Source organism: Pseudomonas sp. JAI111 (assembly GCF_024809425.1).
Taxonomy (GTDB): domain Bacteria; phylum Pseudomonadota; class Gammaproteobacteria; order Pseudomonadales; family Pseudomonadaceae; genus Aquipseudomonas.
The window spans coordinates 153253-169982 of record NZ_JANUCB010000010.1; the positions used below are offsets into that span (position 1 = coordinate 153253).

Annotated in this window: 17 protein-coding genes and 1 other RNA gene; 4 read left to right on the forward strand and 14 right to left on the reverse strand. The window is 59.2% G+C overall.

The window, feature by feature from the left end; all coding sequences use genetic code 11:
- Positions 1-3: 3 nt before the first annotated feature.
- The 9 genes from mraY to rsmI all read right to left on the reverse strand — a co-directional run bounded on the left by mraY (position 4) and on the right by rsmI (position 9028).
- Entirely contained in the window at positions 4-1086 is a 1083-nt protein-coding gene (gene mraY, locus HNR03_RS26070) for a phospho-N-acetylmuramoyl-pentapeptide-transferase (protein WP_090180261.1), read from the reverse strand.
- The gene (gene murF / locus HNR03_RS26075; protein WP_259156800.1) at positions 1086-2453 is read right to left on the reverse strand and encodes a UDP-N-acetylmuramoyl-tripeptide--D-alanyl-D-alanine ligase; all 1368 of its coding nucleotides are present in this window, start codon (positions 2451-2453) and stop codon (positions 1086-1088) included. Before murF ends, mraY begins: the two co-directional genes overlap by 1 nt.
- The gene (locus tag HNR03_RS26080) at positions 2446-3909 is read right to left on the reverse strand and encodes a UDP-N-acetylmuramoyl-L-alanyl-D-glutamate--2,6-diaminopimelate ligase (RefSeq protein ID WP_259156802.1); all 1464 of its coding nucleotides are present in this window, start codon (positions 3907-3909) and stop codon (positions 2446-2448) included. Before HNR03_RS26080 ends, murF begins: the two co-directional genes overlap by 8 nt.
- Entirely contained in the window at positions 3909-5648 is a 1740-nt protein-coding gene (locus HNR03_RS26085) for a penicillin-binding protein 2 (protein ID WP_222590283.1), read from the reverse strand. The genes HNR03_RS26080 and HNR03_RS26085 overlap by 1 nt, the downstream gene beginning before the upstream one ends.
- Entirely contained in the window at positions 5648-5941 is a 294-nt protein-coding gene (ftsL, locus tag HNR03_RS26090; RefSeq protein WP_090180249.1) for a cell division protein FtsL, read from the reverse strand. Before ftsL ends, HNR03_RS26085 begins: the two co-directional genes overlap by 1 nt.
- A complete protein-coding gene (gene rsmH / locus HNR03_RS26095; RefSeq protein WP_167360478.1) occupies positions 5938-6885 on the reverse strand; it encodes a 16S rRNA (cytosine(1402)-N(4))-methyltransferase RsmH in 948 nt (315 codons plus the stop codon). Before rsmH ends, ftsL begins: the two co-directional genes overlap by 4 nt.
- Positions 6882-7337 (reverse strand): division/cell wall cluster transcriptional repressor MraZ, encoded by a 456-nt coding sequence (gene mraZ / locus HNR03_RS26100; RefSeq protein WP_008147486.1) that lies wholly within the window; start codon positions 7335-7337, stop codon positions 6882-6884. The genes rsmH and mraZ overlap by 4 nt, the downstream gene beginning before the upstream one ends.
- A 356-nt stretch (positions 7338-7693) precedes the next feature.
- Positions 7694-8047: RNase P RNA component class A (gene rnpB, locus HNR03_RS26105), an RNA gene on the reverse strand.
- 75 nt (positions 8048-8122) lie between these two features.
- Positions 8123-9028: a 16S rRNA (cytidine(1402)-2'-O)-methyltransferase gene (gene rsmI / locus HNR03_RS26110; RefSeq protein WP_259156808.1), complete on the reverse strand. Its 906-nt coding sequence runs from the start codon at positions 9026-9028 to the stop codon at positions 8123-8125.
- A 176-nt stretch (positions 9029-9204) separates the two neighbouring features.
- Here rsmI and HNR03_RS26115 point away from each other — a divergent pair, with 176 nt between their 5' ends.
- The 4 genes from HNR03_RS26115 to HNR03_RS26130 all read left to right on the forward strand — a co-directional run bounded on the left by HNR03_RS26115 (position 9205) and on the right by HNR03_RS26130 (position 12651).
- Positions 9205-11016: a penicillin-binding protein activator gene (locus tag HNR03_RS26115; protein ID WP_222588385.1), complete on the forward strand. Its 1812-nt coding sequence runs from the start codon at positions 9205-9207 to the stop codon at positions 11014-11016.
- Positions 11016-11378: a YraN family protein gene (locus HNR03_RS26120; protein WP_111455297.1), complete on the forward strand. Its 363-nt coding sequence runs from the start codon at positions 11016-11018 to the stop codon at positions 11376-11378. The genes HNR03_RS26115 and HNR03_RS26120 overlap by 1 nt, the downstream gene beginning before the upstream one ends.
- A 104-nt stretch (positions 11379-11482) precedes the next feature.
- Positions 11483-12076, forward strand: coding sequence for a phosphoheptose isomerase (locus HNR03_RS26125; protein ID WP_008025961.1), 594 nt, complete (start codon positions 11483-11485; stop codon positions 12074-12076).
- Positions 12073-12651 carry a BON domain-containing protein gene (locus HNR03_RS26130; RefSeq protein WP_090180240.1) on the forward strand — a complete coding sequence of 193 codons (579 nt, stop codon included), beginning with the start codon at positions 12073-12075 and terminating at the stop codon, positions 12649-12651. The genes HNR03_RS26125 and HNR03_RS26130 overlap by 4 nt, the downstream gene beginning before the upstream one ends.
- A 191-nt stretch (positions 12652-12842) precedes the next feature.
- On the opposite strand, the gene HNR03_RS26135 is transcribed toward HNR03_RS26130, so the two are convergent.
- The 5 genes from HNR03_RS26135 to petA all read right to left on the reverse strand — a co-directional run bounded on the left by HNR03_RS26135 (position 12843) and on the right by petA (position 16626).
- On the reverse strand, positions 12843-13256 hold the full coding sequence (locus HNR03_RS26135) for a ClpXP protease specificity-enhancing factor (protein WP_008037283.1): 414 nt from the start codon (positions 13254-13256) through the stop codon (positions 12843-12845).
- 16 nt (positions 13257-13272) lie between these two features.
- Complete coding sequence (locus tag HNR03_RS26140; RefSeq protein ID WP_007905304.1) at positions 13273-13890, reverse strand: glutathione S-transferase N-terminal domain-containing protein; 618 nt, start codon at positions 13888-13890, stop codon at positions 13273-13275.
- Between the two features lie 149 nt (positions 13891-14039).
- Complete coding sequence (locus HNR03_RS26145; RefSeq protein WP_222588386.1) at positions 14040-14822, reverse strand: cytochrome c1; 783 nt, start codon at positions 14820-14822, stop codon at positions 14040-14042.
- Positions 14822-16033 carry a cytochrome bc complex cytochrome b subunit gene (locus HNR03_RS26150; RefSeq protein ID WP_090180233.1) on the reverse strand — a complete coding sequence of 404 codons (1212 nt, stop codon included), beginning with the start codon at positions 16031-16033 and terminating at the stop codon, positions 14822-14824. Before HNR03_RS26150 ends, HNR03_RS26145 begins: the two co-directional genes overlap by 1 nt.
- Entirely contained in the window at positions 16033-16626 is a 594-nt protein-coding gene (petA, locus tag HNR03_RS26155; RefSeq protein WP_259156831.1) for a ubiquinol-cytochrome c reductase iron-sulfur subunit, read from the reverse strand. Before petA ends, HNR03_RS26150 begins: the two co-directional genes overlap by 1 nt.
- Positions 16627-16730: the final 104 nt, after the last annotated feature.

The following is a 16730-nucleotide window of genomic DNA, read 5'->3' on the forward strand; positions in this document are numbered from 1 at the left end:
TTTCTACCTCAGCTTCAGGGTGGCAAGGCCGACCAGTACGAGAATCACGGTGATGATCCAGAAACGGACAATCACGCGCGGCTCGGGCCAGCCCTTGAGTTCAAAGTGGTGGTGAATCGGTGCCATGCGGAACACGCGGCGACCGGTCATCTTGAAAGAAGCAACCTGGATAACCACCGACAGGGTTTCCATCACGAACACGCCGCCCATGATGAACAGGACGATTTCCTGACGGACGATCACCGCGATGGTGCCCAGGGCCGCGCCCAGCGCCAGCGCGCCGACGTCACCCATGAATACTTGTGCCGGATAGGTGTTGAACCAGAGAAAGCCCAGGCCCGCACCGATCAATGCCCCGCAGAACACGATCAACTCACCTGCGCCCGGGACGTAGGGAATCAACAGGTATTCGGCGAATTTCACGTTACCCGACAGGTAGCAGAAAATGCCCAGGCCGCCACCGACCATCACGGTCGGCATGATCGCCAGGCCGTCGAGGCCGTCGGTCAGGTTGACGGCGTTGCTCGAGCCGACAATCACGAAGTAAGTCAGGACGACGAAGCCTATGCCCAACGGAATGCTGTAGTCCTTGAGCATCGGCAGGATCAGCGTGGTTTCCACCGGCGAAGTCGCGGTCATATAAAGGAAGATCGCTGCACCGAGACCAAACACCGACTGCCAGAAGTATTTCCAGCGGCTTGGCAAACCTTTGGAGTTTTTCTCGATCACCTTGCGGTAGTCGTCAACCCAGCCGATTGCGCCGAACAGCAACGTCACCAGCAAAACGGTCCAGACATAGCGATTGCTCAGGTCAGCCCAGAGCAAGGTGCTGACACCGATGGACGACAGGATCAGCGCGCCGCCCATGGTCGGGGTGCCGGATTTGGACAGGTGCGATTGCGGACCGTCGTTACGAACGGATTGACCGATCTGACGGTTCTGCAAAGTGCGGATCATCCACGGGCCATAGCACAGCGACAAAACCAGCGCGGTCAGCACACCGAGGATCCCGCGCAGGGTCAGGTACTGAAAGACCGCGAAGCCTTTGTAGAACTGTTGCAGATACTCCGCTAGCAGCAGCAGCATTAATGTTTCTCCAGACTGGACCCGCACAAAGCGGCGACGATGTTTTCCATCGCAGCGCTGCGCGAGCCCTTGATCAAAATAGTGGTGTTTGTGTCCTGCTCGGCGCCGAGTGCCTTGATCAGCTCAGCCTGAGTGCTGAAGTGAAAAGCTTGCGGGCCGAAAGCGTTTACGGCGTGAGCCATCAATGGCCCGACAGCGTAAAGCGCGGAAACCTTGCCGCGGGCGTACTCGCCCACATCGCGGTGCCCCTGCTCCGCCCAGTCGCCCAACTCGCCGATATCCCCGAGCACCAGAACGGTGCGGCCGGAAAAGCCGGCGAGTATATCAACGGCCGCGCACATGGAGGTGGGGTTCGCGTTGTACGTATCATCAATGACGCGCATGCCATTGCTGGCTAGTTGCGCGACGGTGCGGCCCTTGACCGGTTGCACCGCGCCGAGACCGGTGGCGATGCCCAACAGCGACACGCCCAAGGCGTGTGCGGCAGCAGCGGCAGCCATGGCGTTGGCGACGTTATGGGTGCCGAGCAGGTTCAGTTGAACGCGCTCCACACCTTCAGGGCTGTGCAGATTGAAGGACGGGCAACCGCGTGCATCGCGGTCCAGATCACTGGCGTAGAAGTCGGCGCTGACATTGCTCAAGGCGAACGTCAGGACTTTGCGGCCGGCAGCGCGGGTCTTCCAGATGCCGAAGGCCTTGTCGTCCAGATTCAGAACGGCGACGCCATCGGCGTCCAGCCCCTCAATAATCTCGCCCTTGGCTTCAACGATTTTTTCCGGCCCGCCGAACTCGCCAACATGGGCAGTCCCGGCGTTGTTCAATACGGCTACGTGCGGTTTGGTCAAGCCGACGGTGTAGGCAATTTCACCCAGACGCGACGCGCCAAGCTCGATCACGGCAGCGGTGTGTTCCGGTGCGAGTTCGAGCAAGGTCAACGGCACGCCGAGGTCATTGTTCAGGTTGCCGCGAGTCGCCAGCACCGGACCGCGCGTGCGCAGGATGCTCGCGAGCATTTCCTTGACGGTGGTCTTGCCGCTGGAACCGGTGATCGCCGCCACAGGGCGGGTAAACGCAGCACGGTTCAGCGCGCCCAACTGGCCAAGGGCCTGACGGGTGTCCTTGACCACCAATTGCGGCAGCGCACTGTCGGCGACTTCACGCTCGACCAGCGCCGCAACGGCGCCTTTGTTTGCCACGTCATTCAGATAGTCGTGACCGTCGAAGCGCGGACCGATCAGGGCAATAAAGAGCTGGCCGGGCTTGATCGCGCGACTGTCGATGCTGACGCCATCGAACGTGGCGTCGGCCACGACCATCCGGCCGTTCAGTGCGCTGATCAGTTCGCTCAATTTCCAGGGCTTAAGCATGAGCCACCTCCCATGCGGTCAAGGCATGATCAGCCTCGACCAGGTCGGAGAAATCGTGACGCTCGCCGTTGATTTCCTGATAGTCCTCATGACCTTTGCCAGCCAGGACAATCACGTCCTCCACCGAAGCGCTGGCGATCAATTGGGCAATCGCCTTGCCACGGCCGGCGACGAAGGTAACTTTATCCACGCTGGTGAAACCGGCACGGATGTCGTCGAAAATCACCGCTGGATCTTCGGTGCGCGGGTTGTCATCGGTCACCAGAACACCATCGGCCAGACGTTCGACCACTTCGGCCATCAGCGGACGCTTGCCGCGATCGCGATCACCGCCGCAACCGAACAGGCACAGCAAGCGGCCTTTGGCGTGGGGACGCAGGGCCATCAAGACTTTTTCCAGCGCATCGGGGGTGTGAGCGTAATCGACCACGACCAAAGGTTGATTGCCGCCGCCAAGACGCTGCATGCGACCGGCCGGGCCTTCGAGTTTCGGCAGGACCTTGAGGATTTCGTCCAGCGCGTAATCCAGGCCGAGCAAGGCGCCGACCGCGGCCAGCACATTGCTCAGGTTGAAACGACCGAGCAGCGTGCTACGCAAATGATGCTCGCCCTGCGGCGTGACCAGTGTGGCGCGTACGCCTTCGTCGTCGAACTGCGCTTCACGGCAATAAAGGTAGGCGCTGGTGTTTTCCAGGCTGTAGGTAATCAGGCGCGACTCGCCTTTGTCGGCGGCCAGTTGGCGGCCGAACTCGTCGTCGAGGTTAACCACCCGGCACTTCAAATCGTTCCAGGCGAACAGCTTGGCCTTGGCTTCGCCATAGGCTTGCATGGTGCCGTGGTAATCCAGGTGATCGCGGGACAGGTTGGTCATCACCGCCACGTCAAACGCCAGCGCAGTCACGCGGCCTTGATCCAGTCCGTGGGAAGACACTTCCATGGCCACGGCTTTGGCGCCGGCCTTTTTCAGGTCAGCCAACATCGCTTGCACGGCAATCGGGTTCGGCGTTGTGTGCAGTCCGCTTTCGAGTGCGCCGTAGAAACCGGTGCCCAGGGTGCCGACAATGCCGCAATGCTGACCGAGCAGGTCCAGGGCTTGAGCAACCAATTGCGTGACGCTGGTTTTGCCGTTCGTGCCGGTAACGCCGATCAGATTCAGGTGCCGGCTCGGGTCGCCATAAAAACGCCCGGCAATATCAGACAGCTGCGCTGCCAGGCCTTTGACCGGAATCAATGGCACATCGGTGATCGGCAGCACCGTGGCGCCTTCAACTTCATACGCCACGGCGGCGGCGCCGCGCTGCAACGCATCGGCGATGTGTGCACGACCGTCGAACTTGCCGCCAGGAACGGCGAGAAACAGATCGCCAGCGCGCACGTTGCGGCTGTCCAGGGTCAATTCGCGGATCAGCAGGTCGCGGCCGGCATGGGCGAAAATCTTGTTCAGGCTCAGAGACATCAGCCGCGCCCTCCATTGGCTTTCAGTGGAACGACCGGTGTGGCATTGGCGGTTTGAGTCGGCGGCAAGTTGTCCGGGGTGATGTTCATCAGGCGCAGGGTGCCGGACATCACTTTGCTGAACACCGGCGCCGAAACCAGGCCACCGAAGTAACCGGCCTTGGTCGGTTCATCGATCACTACCACGATGGCGTAACGCGGATCGCTCATCGGGCCGAAGCCTGCGAACAGCGAGCGGTAGGAGTTTTCGGCATAACCTTTGGTGCCTACCGAAGTCTTGCGCGCGGTACCCGACTTGCCTGCCACGTGGTACGCCGGCACTTGCGCACGGAACACACCGCGCGGGGCCTCGATCACCTGGGTCAGCATGCCTTGCATGGTTTTCGCGACGGCTTCTGGCAACACTTGCGTGGTTTGCGGCGCCTTGTCGGTCTTGATCAGGGTCAGCGGTGCGATGCGACCGTTGTTGGCCAGGGCCGAGAAGGCGTGGACCAGCTGGATCGCGGTCACGGAAATACCATAGCCGTACGACAGCGTGGCAGTTTCTGCCTTGCGCCATTCGCGGTAGTTCGGCAGGTTGCCGACGCGCTCGCCCGGGAACCCGAGGCCGGTGTCCTGGCCGAGGCCGACTTTCTGCGCGAGACGGAAAATGGTCTCGCCGCCGATGTCGAACGCGACCTTACTCATGCCGACGTTACTGGAGTTGATCAGAATGCCTGTCAGGTCAAGCACCGGACCTTCGGTCTTGGAAACGTCCTTGATGGTGTATTTACCAATCTGCAGGCTGCCCGGGTACACCTCGACGGTATCGCTCGGTTTCCAGCGCCCGGTTTCGATCGCGGCGCTCATGGAGATCGCTTTCATCGTCGAACCCGGCTCGAACACGTCGATCATGGCGCGGTTGCGCATCATCGCCGGTTGCAGGTTGCGACGGTTGTTCGGGTTGTAGGTCGGCTGGTTGACCATGGCGAGAATCTCGCCGGTCTTCACGTCCATGATCACCAGGCTGCCAGCCTTGGCGCCGTTCTCGATGATCGCGTTACGCAATTCGCGGTTGGCCAGGTATTGCAGACGCAGATCAATGGACAACGCCAAGGGCTTGCCGGCCTTGGCGTTTTTAGTGACCTGGACATCCTTGATAAGTCGGCCGCGCCGATCCTTGATGACCTGTCGCTTGCCGGCGACACCGGCGAGCCATTCGTCATAGGCCAGCTCGACGCCTTCACGCCCGTGGTCATCGATGTCGGTAAAGCCGACCATGTGCGCGGTGACTTCACCGGCCGGGTAGAAGCGTCGGAACTCTTCGATGCCGTAGACGCCCGGCACTTTCAGATCGAGCACAGACTGGCCCTGCTCGGGGGTCAGCCCGCGCACCAGGTAAATGAATTCTTTGTTGGCCTGTGCTTCGAGACGCTCGGCCAGGGCTTTGGGGTCTTGCCCCAGCGCCGCTGCCAGTGCCGGCCATTTCTCTTTGGCCAGCTGCATTTCCTTGGCGTTGGCCCACAGGGTGGTGACCGGCGTACTCACGGCCAATGGCTCGCCGTTACGGTCGGTGATCAGACCACGGTGAGCCGGAATCGGGATGTGTCGAACGCTGCGCGCATCGCCCTGACCTTTCAGGAAGGCACGGTCGACCACTTGCAGATCGATGATACGCCAGCAAATCGCCACGACCATGATGCCGAGCAAACCCAGCACAACGCGGAATCGCCATGGGAACAGTGCACCTTCGAGCTTCATCATGGCGTCACCATCTTCACTTCAGCGGCGCCAGGAATGCGCATCTTCAGTTGCTCGGTGGCCAGGACTTCGATACGGCTGTGGGCGGTCCAGGTGCTTTGCTCAAGAATCAAACGCCCCCACTCCGCTTGCGCCTTGTCACGCACGCTCAATTCGTTGTACAGCGAGTTGAGCAACTGACGGTTCCAGTGGGCGCTGTAGGACACGCCGATGGCCGAAACGAGCACGGCCAAAAACAGCAGCAGCATGAAAAAGCTCCCGCCGGGAAGTGGCTTGGCGAAAAGCTTGCTCACCGCAGCTTCTCCGCGACGCGCATGACGGCGCTACGGGAACGTGGGTTGGCTTTGAGTTCGGCGTCGGAGGCCGTCTGCGCTTTGCCATGGACTTTGATTTTCGGTTCGAAGGCTACGTGGCGAACCGGCAGGTTGCGCGGCAGGTTGTCGGCTTCGCCCTTTACCAGCTTGCGCATGAACAGTTTGACGATGCGATCTTCCAGCGAATGGAAGCTGATGACGACCAGACGGCCACCGATTTCCAGGCAGTCCATCGCAGCCTCAAGGCCGGCTTCCAGATCGCCCAGCTCGTTGTTGACGTGAATGCGCAGGCCCTGGAATGCACGGGTTGCCGGGTTCTTGCCCTTTTCCCATGCCGGGTTGGCGACTTTCAGGACTTCAGCCAGATCGGCTGTGCGTTCGAACGGCTTGATGTCGCGACGTTCGGCCACGGCACGGGCCATGCGACCGGAGAAACGTTCTTCGCCGTATTCCTTGAATACCCGGGCGATTTCTTCCACCGGCGCGGTGTTGACGAACTCGGCAGCACTGATCCCGCGAGACGGGTCCATGCGCATGTCCAGTGGGCCGTCATTGAGAAAACTGAAGCCGCGCTCAGGGTCGTCGAGTTGTGGCGAAGACACGCCAAGGTCGAGCAAAACACCGCTGACCTTGCCGTGCAGGCCACGTTCGGCCACTTCCGAACCGAGCTCGGCAAAGCTGCGCTGCACAACGACAAAGCGGCCGTCTTCGGCCGCCAGCGTCTGCCCGGTGGCAATCGCTTGAGGATCTTTGTCGAATCCGAGGACCCGACCATCGGGACCCAGTTGGCTGAGGATCAACCGGCTGTGTCCGCCGCGACCGAACGTACCGTCCAGATAGCAGCCATCAGGACGTACGGCGAGAGCCTCGACGGCTTCGTCAAGCAGTACGGTGATGTGGTTAAAGCCGCTATCAATAGTCACAGGATCAAATCACGCAGTTCATCAGGCATGGCGCCCGGTTGTTGAATAGCAGCCAGGTCAGCGGCAGAAACCGCATCCCAGGCATCCTCGTCCCACAATTGGAACTTGTTCAGTTGGCCAACCAACATCGCGCGCTTATCCAACTTGGCATATTCACGAAGACGCGGCGGAACCAGAAAACGACCACTGCCATCGAGCTCGAGGTCGACGGCATTACCAATCAGTAAACGTTGCAGGCGGCGGTTCTCTTCGCGAAGCGAAGGCAGTGCGCGCAGTTTGGTTTCAATAATTTCCCACTCATCGAGGGGGTAAACACACAAACACGGATCAACGGCATCAATTGTCACGATCAACTGACCGGAACTACGCGAAACGAGCTCGTCACGGTACCGGCTCGGCATGGCGAGACGGCCCTTTGCGTCGAGACTGATAGCGTTAGCTCCGCGAAACACGTCAGCGTTTCTCCAAATATTAGCGTTTTACGTTCAAAAAACCCACTTCATGCCACTTTCCGCCACTTGCGCACACTATAGGAATGCGGCCACCGCACCGTCAAGGCGCGCTTTAAAGGAAAAGCCTTACAGAACTGAGATTTAGGAAGCTAAAGAGGGGGTAAACGACTATCCGACAGGTGAATTTGCCCGATAACTTGAATGCGCACAGAAGGCTGCGTTCGAAAGTTAAAGTAGTTTGTTAAGAGTAAGATTTTTTTGGTATTACGAAAGTGCTTCTGCTGATGATTCTGGAAGGAGGGAAATTGCTATCACCGGCACCCTGCTCACTGATTTAAGCAGAGGGGAGAAAAAAGGTGGAGAGTCGATCTGTAAGCCGGGTTCTGTCTTGAACAGTCATTCGTCTACGATGGCCATCACTGGACATCTTTAGCAACCTACCCGGTCCCAGCGCGGGCCACGCCTTGGGACCCTATTTGGTCTTGCTCCAAGTGGGGTTTACCTAGCCACGAACTGTTGCCAGACGTGCGGTGCGCTCTTACCGCACCTTTTCACCCTTACCGGCGCCGAAGCGCTTAGGCGGTTATTTTCTGTGGCACTTTCCGTAGGCTCACGCCTCCCAGGCATTACCTGGCACTTCGCCCTATGGAGCCCGGACTTTCCTCCCCCCCCTAATTTTCATAGAGGGCAGCGACTGTCCAATCGACTCTCCGCCGCGAAGGTTAACGGCACAGCGACCGAAGAACAAGCGCTAAACGCCTTCGGCCGCGCCTATACGTCGGGTTTCACTCACCTTTTTGTCTGTCGAGAGCGACCTGATAGAGCACATTCTTGCGCTCGCCGGTTATTTGCGCCGCCAAGGCCGCCGCACGTTTGAGCGGCATCTCTTCGAGCAACAGGTCGAGGATGCGCATGGCTTCACTGCTGACCGCATCTTCGGTCTCTGGTGCGGCCCAGCCCGCGACCAACACCACGCACTCTCCGCGCTGCTGATTGCTATCCGACTCGACGAACTGGCGCAACTCGGCCAGCGGCAAACCCTTAAGGGTTTCGAACGTTTTGGTCAGTTCACGCGCCAGCAACGCCGGACGCTCAGGGCCGAATACCAGCTCCATGTCCTGCAAGCATTCCAGGATACGGTGTGGCGCCTCATAAAAAATCAGTGTGCGCGGCTCTTCCTTGACCTGCTCGAGACGAGCACGACGACCGACCGTCTTCGCCGGCAGGAAGCCCTCAAAGATAAAGCGGTCCGACGGCAGTCCCGCCGCCGACAACGCCGCGATCAATGCACAGGCACCCGGCACCGGCACAACATTGATTCCGGCAGCGCGGGCCTGGCGCACCAGGTGATAACCGGGATCGGAAATCAGCGGTGTGCCGGCATCGGAGATCAGCGCAACATCGTCACCCGCCAGCAGACGGGTGATAAAACGGCTACCTTCATCCCGTTCGTTGTGTTCGTGGCAGGCCGCCAGCGGCGTGGGGATGCCAAAATGCTGCATCAATCGCTGAGAGTGGCGAGTGTCTTCAGCCGCGATCAACGCGACGTCACGCAGGATCTTCAGCGCACGCGCGCTGATGTCGTCCAGGTTGCCGATGGGCGTCGCCACCACATAAAGCGAGCCAGCAGCGGAATTCAAAGCACCTGGAGCAGTCAAAGCGCACACCTCATGATCGGTAAAAGGCGACATTGTAGCGCGTACCGGCGCTTGCGATACGCCCCGCCCGCCCCGGGTTTTCCAGTCATTTGTGCGCTACTGCAACATTTGCACGAGCTAAATTGATCGATTCACGCCAGTAACATCGCGCCCCGGCCAGTGCTTGGGTACAATTCCACGCTAATTTGATCGAGTATCAGGAACACTACATGATCGCTTGCCTGCGGCTGTTCACTGCCCTCTGCCTCGCTGCCTTGCTGGCGGCTTGCGCCAGCTCGCCCTCTTCCAGCCTTGGCGAACTTCCACGGACCCCGGACGCCAGTATCGAGCAACTGCTCGAACAGGCCGCTCAAAGCAAGGACGCGGAGAAAGCCTCGCTGCTGCGCCTGAGTGCGGCAGACCTGGCCTATCATCAGGGTAACGCCGGCCAGTCCGCGCAAATCCTGCAACTGGTTCCGCTGGAACAACTCAAGCCAGCCCCACAAGTCTTCGCCAGCACCCTGGCGGCAGAACTGGCCATGACGCGCAATCAGCCCAAGGCTGCATTGACGGCCCTGAGCCATCCAAGCCTGCAACATCTTGGCGAGCTGCCGGTCGAGCAACAGGTGCGCACAGGCACCGTCCATGCTCGCGCCCTTGAGGCCGATGGCCAGACACTCGCTGCCGCACGGGAGCGCATTTTCATCGCGCCAATGCTCAGCGGTGAAGCGGCCAGCAAGAACCACGAAGCGATCTGGATCCTGATTGCCTCGTTGCCGACCGATCAACTGCAACCGACCACCTCCGATGACCTCGGCGGCTGGATGGGCCTGGCACTGGCGGTGAAAACCGCTGGCACCCTGGAGCAGCAGCAAGCCGCGATCGACAACTGGCGCGCCCAGAACCCCAAGCACCCGGCGGCCATCCAGCTGCCATTGCCACTGACCAAACTCAAGGAACTGGCCAGCCAGTCCCTGAGCAAAATCGCCCTGCTGCTGCCGCAAGACGGCCCGCTGGCGGCGGTTGGCAAAGCACTGCGCGAAGGTTTCATGGCCGCTCACTACCAGGCGCAACAAGCCGGGCAGAAGCCGCCAGCCATCGAGTTCTATGACAGCTCGAAACTGACCTCGATGGACGAGTTCTATCGCAAGGCCCAGGCCGACGGCGTGCAACTGGTGGTCGGTCCGCTGGAAAAACCGCTGGTCAAACAGCTCAGCGCTCGCCCACAACTGCCGATCACCACCCTGGCCCTGAACTACAGCGAAGGCGAACAAGGTCCGCCCCAGCTGTTCCAGTTCGGTCTTGCGGCTGAAGATGAAGCTCGCGAAGTGTCTCGCCGCGCACGCGCCGATGGCCTGCATCGCGCCGCCATCATGGTGCCGAAAGGCGAATGGGGCGATCGCGTACTGAGAGCCTTCAGCCAGGATTGGCAAGCGAACGGCGGCACTATCATTGCCACCGAGCGCGTCGACCAGCCGGTCCAGTTGGCCCAGCAGATTGCCGACATGTTCCAGCTGCGCCAGAGCGAAGGTCGCGCCAAGAGCCTGCAGAACACCGTCGGTTCGCAGGTTGCGGCCCAGCCTTCGCGCCGCCAGGACATCGAGTTCATCTTCCTGGCCGCCACACCGCAACAGGCCCAGCAGATCAAACCGACCCTGAACTTCCAATACGCGGGTGACGTACCGGTGTACGCCACTTCCCACGTATTCAGTGCCAGCGGCGACGTGAATCAGTACAACGACATGAACGGCATTCGCTTCTGCGAAACCCCGTGGTTGCTGGACGCCAACGATCCCCTGCGCAAACAGGTCACCGCGCAATGGCCACAAGCCGCCGGTAGCTTGGGTCGTCTGTACGCAATGGGCGTCGATGCCTATCGCCTGGCACCGCGCCTTGGGCAACTCAAGGCCCTGCCGGACAGCCGCATCGAAGGTCAGTCGGGTAGCCTGGGCATGACCCAGAATCAACGGGTCGTTCGCCAGTTGCCGTGGGCACAGTTCGTCAGCGGTCAGGTTCAACGCCTGCCGGACACTGCTCGCTAATGCCCGACAGGTCACGCCAGCAAAGCGGCAAGGATGCCGAGCGCCATGCGCTCGAGCATCTTCAACAACAAGGTCTGCGCCTGCTGGCGCAGAACTGGTTGTGTAAACGTGGCGAGCTTGATCTGGTCATGCTTGATGGCGATACAGTAGTATTCGTTGAAGTCCGCTACAGAAAAAACACCCAGTGGGGTGGCGCACTCGACAGCATCGATGAGCGCAAACGGCAGAAACTGATTTTCGCCGCGCAGTATTTTCTTCAGCGCGAGTCGCGCTGGGCCGATTCCCCCTGCCGCTTCGACGTGGTTGCCATCGACAGCAGCCTTGATCAGTTGAACTGGATGCAAAATGCCTTCGACTGCTGATCGCTTGCGCCCCGAACCGGACACCTACACCCAACACTTTTGCTCTTTGCTTTGCGGGCTGCACATTCATGTGCCAAGTAGCCGCGCTAATTAAGGTCACACAGATGGACATGCAATCCCGAATTCGCCAGCTTTTTCAGGCCAGTATCGACACCAAGCAAATGGCGATGGACGTACTTGCACCGCACATCGAGCAAGCCAGCCAGGTGATGGTCAACGCCCTGCTCAACGAGGGCAAAATGCTTTCGTGCGGCAACGGTGGCTCCGCCGGCGATGCACAGCACTTTTCGTCCGAGCTGCTCAATCGCTTCGAGCGTGAACGTCCGAGCCTGCCAGCCATTGCGCTGACCACCGACAGCTCGACGATCACCTCGATTGCCAACGATTACAGCTACAACGAAATCTTCTCCAAACAGATCCGCGCTCTCGGCCAGCCGGGCGACGTATTGCTGGCGATTTCCACCAGCGGCAACTCGGCGAACATTATTCAAGCGATCCAGGCCGCACATGATCGCGAAATGATTGTCGTAGCATTGACCGGTCGCGATGGCGGCGGCATGGCATCGCTGCTATTGCCTGAAGACGTCGAGATTCGCGTACCGGCCAATGTCACTGCACGTATTCAGGAAGTCCACCTGCTGGCGATCCATTGCCTTTGCGATTTGATCGACAGCCAACTGTTCGGGAGTGAAGAATGACCCCTAATCGCCTAGGCCTTCTGGCCTTGACCCTGTGCCTCGGCATCAGCGGCTGCACATCAGTGGTTAACGCCAGCCGTGAAGCGCCTATCGAAGACGACCGCGGTACACGCACCTTCGGCAGCAAGATCGACGATTCTCTGATCGACACCAAGGTCGGCGTGAACATCGCCAAGGCCGATCCGGCCCTGGACAACGATTCGCACATCGTCGTCACCAGCTTCAACGGCGTTGTGTTGCTCGCCGGGCAAACCCCGCGCGCCGACCTCAAGGCCAAGGCCGAACAAGCCGCTGCGGCTGTTCAGCGGGTGAAGACGGTTCACAACGAACTGCAGATTCTTCCACCCTCCAGCTTCCTCGCCCGTCAGAACGACACCTGGTTGACGTCCAAGATCAAGACCCAGATGCTCACCGACCCGAACATCCCGGGCTCGCGCATCAAGGTTGTCACCGAGAACGGCATCGTCTACTTGCTGGGCCTGCTGACCAAGCAGGAAGCGGAGCAAGCGACCAACCTGGTGCAGGGTGTTTCCGGCGTGCAGAAGATCGTGAAGCTGTTTGAGTACATTGACTGACACCTTCTTACAGATCCCTCAGGTCGCCATCGATCTGTAGGAGCTGTCGAGTGAAACGAGGCTGCGATCTTTTGATCTTGTCTTTAAAAAATCAAAGTCAAAAGATCGCAGCCTCGTATCACTCGACAGCTCCTACGTTTGGACGGGACAGAAGCAATAAAAAAGGCGATCCAGATGGATCGCCTTTTTTATTACTTCACCACTTTCAAACTGGGTCGACCGCTGGGACGCGGCGGCTCGCTGTCGGGTGGTGGAAGATCATCATCCGGCTCGATCTCCTCCTCGTCCTCCATGGGCGATTCCAGATCGAACACCATGCCCTGGCCATTCTCCCGGGCGTAAATGCCCAGGATCGAGGCAATAGGCACGTACAGGGTGTGCGGCACGCCACCGAAGCGCCCTTCGAAGCTGACGGCTTCGTTGTCCATGTGCAGATGACGCACGGCGGCCGGTGACACGTTCAGGACAATCTGTCCGTCGCTGGCAAAACCCTGAGGCACCTGCACCGACGGATACTCGGAATTGACCAGCATGTGCGGGGTGCAATCATTGTCCACAATCCACTCGTAGAGCGCGCGGACCAGATAAGGTCGACTGGAGTTCATAGCGGCTCCCTAAGCCTTAGCGCATATCGCGTTCGACACCAGACAGACTCGCCTGGAAAGCCTCACGCGCAAACGAGCGCTCCATATAATCAAGCAACGGCTTGGCAGGCCGCGGCAGTTCAATACCCAAAATCGGCAATCGCCAGAGTATTGGCAATAGGCAGCAATCCACCAGACTTTGTTCCTCACTGAGGAAAAACGGCTTGTCGGCGAACAACGGCGACACGCCGGTCAGGCTTTCGCGCAGCTCTTTACGAGCCACGACACGGGCTGCTTCCTTGGTCCGCGAATCCAGGATCAGATCCACCAGACCACACCAGTCGCGCTGAATACGATGAATCAGCAAACGGCTGTTGGCACGCGCCACCGGGTAAACCGGCAGCAGTGGCGGGTGCGGATAACGCTCATCCAGATATTCCATCACCACGGTCGACTCCCACAACGCCAGGTCACGATCGACCAGGGTGGGCAGACTTCCGTAAGGGTTCACTTCAATCAGTTTAGGCGGCTGGCGACCAGCTTCCACGTAAATGATCTCTGCGCTGACACCCTTCTCTGCAAGTACGATGCGCACTCGGTGGGAATAGTGGTCGGCGGGGTCGGAGTAACAGGCCAACCGATTGGTCACGCCCATGGCGGTCCTCCTCGCTTGTTGAAATTATCGGAAGCGGAAAAACGCACGCGCCCAGAGACGCCTCCCGTAACGCCTGGCTCACCAGACTCGTTACACCTTCAGAGACGCCCCTGGGCGCGCGCGATTAACAGCAATTACTTACAGCTTTATCAATGGACGTCTTTCCAGTATTCGCGCTTGAGCAAGTAAGCGAATACGAAGAAGAACGCCAGGTACAGCAACACATAGGTACCGATGCGCTGATGCTGCAGCTTCACCGGGTTGGCCGAGTAGGCCAGGAAGGTCACCAGATTCTTGACCTTCTCGTCGAACTGCTCTGCGTTCAGCGTGCCGGTTTTCGGCAACACGGTCAGCTGATCACATGCTTCATGAGTCAAAGCAGTGCCTGTCAGCGGATCATATTGCTTCTTGCCGTCTTCGACGATTTGAACTTGTTTGCAGCCTACCACCTGACGACCCTGCAGGCCGACCAGAACGTTAGGCATCCCGACGTTCGGGAAGACTTTGTTGTTCACACCCCAAGGGCGCGCCGGGTCTTCATAGAACGAACGCAGGTAACCATAGAGCCAGTCGGTACCGCGAACACGAGCGACCAGGGTCAGATCGGGCGGTGCCGCACCGAACCAGGTCTTGGCGTCTGCCGGCTGCATGCCGATGCTCATGTGGTCGCCAATCTTGGCGCCGGTGAACACCAGCTTGGAGAGCATCAGGTCGTGCGGGATGCCAAGGTCATCGGCCACACGCTCGTAACGCTGGAACTTGGCGCTGTGGCAACCCATGCAGTAGTTGGCGAACGTACGCGCGCCGTCCTGCATGGCCGCTTTGTCGGAAACGTCGATGTCGACCTTTTCCAGCTCGGGACCACCGTGCTCAGCCGCGAAGGACAGAACAGGCATGGCAGCAAGAATCAGTACAGCAAATAGTTTTTTCATCAGCCAGTCACCCTTTCCGGAACCGGTTTTGTCTTCTCGAGCCGGGTGTAGAACGGCATCAGAATGAAGTAGGCGAAGTACAGGAAGGTACATACCTGCGACAGCAACGTCCGCTCAGGGGTTGGGGCCAGAACACCCAGAATGCCCAGGATCACGAACGCGATGCAGAACACCCAGAGCCAGATCCTGCTCAGCCAGCCTTTGTAGCGCATCGACTTGACCGGACTGCGATCCAGCCACGGCAGTACGAACAGCATGGCAATCGAAGCACCCATGGCGATTACACCCATGAGCTTGTCCGGAATCGCCCGCAAGATCGCGTAGAACGGCGTGAAGTACCAGACCGGAGCGATGTGCTCTGGTGTCTTGAAGGCGTTCGCCACTTCAAAGTTCGGCTTCTCGAGGAAGTAGCCGCCCATTTCCGGGAAGAAGAACACGATCGAGCAGAAGATGAACAGGAACACCACCACGCCGACGATATCTTTCACGGTGTAGTACGGGTGGAAGGCAATGCCGTCCAGCGGTACGCCGTTTTCGTCCTTGTGTTTCTTGATGTCCACGCCGTCCGGATTGTTCGAACCGACTTCGTGCAACGCCAGGACGTGCAGCACCACCAGACCGAGAATCACGATCGGCAAGGCAACCACGTGCAGGGCGAAGAAGCGGTTCAGGGTAATGCCGGAAATCAGGTAGTCACCGCGGATCCATTGGGTCAGGTCGTTGCCGATGACCGGGATCGCACCGAACAGCGAGATGATCACCTGGGCACCCCAGTAGGACATCTGGCCCCACGGCAGCAGATAACCCATGAAGGCTTCAGCCATCAGCGCCAGGTAGATCAGCATCCCGAAGACCCACACCAGCTCACGCGGCTTCTGGTACGAACCGTAGAGCAAACCACGGAACATGTGCAGATAGACCACGATGAAGAACGCCGAAGCGCCGGTGGAGTGCAGCAGACGCAGGATCGAGCCGTACTCGACGTCGCGCATGATGTATTCGACGGAAGCAAACGCCTCTTCCGCCGACGGGGTGTAGCTCATGGTCAACCAGACACCGGTAACGATCTGGTTAACCAGAACGAGCAATGCCAGCGAGCCAAAAAAATAGAAGAAGTTGAAGTTCTTCGGGGCGTAGTACTTGCTGAGATGGTCTTCCCACATTTTGGTAGCGGGAAAGCGCGCATCAACCCAATCCATGAACTTGCTCATCACGCTTTCTCCGTATCGACGCCGATGACAATGATCTCATCGGACTCATAGGAATGCGGGGGAACTGGCAGGTTCAAAGGCGCAGGTTGCGACTTGTAGACGCGGCCAGCCAGATCGTAGTGGGAACCGTGGCAAGGGCAGAAATAACCACCTACCCAGTCCTTGCCCAGATCAGCAGGTGCCACTTCCGGACGGAAGGTCGGCGAGCAACCCAGGTGCGTGCAGATACCGATCAGCAGCAGAACTTCTGGCTTGATCGACCGCGTTTGCGGGTCGACATAAGTCGGTTGCGTCGAGTTCTTGGAGGTCGGGTCAGACAGCTGGCCCTCGATCTTCTTCAGATTCCCCAGGATTTCCGGAGTACGGCGGACAATGAACACCGGCTGACCGCGCCATTCAGCAATCATCTGCTGGCCTGGCTCGATTTTGCTGACATTCACCTTCACCGGTGCACCTGCGGCTTTCGCCTTGGCACTGGGAAACCATGACCCCACGAACGGGACCGCAGCCCCCACCGCTCCTGCAGCACCCACCACGGATGTGGCTGCTACCAAGAAGCGACGCCGGCCTGCATTCACGCCGTCATTGCTCATTCAGTCCTCTCCCATCAGCTTTGTGGCCTGTTAAATCAGGCGTCTACTAAGTAAAAATCTGAACTTATAAAAATTTTGCCGAATGGTAATGAAAAGCCCCAATT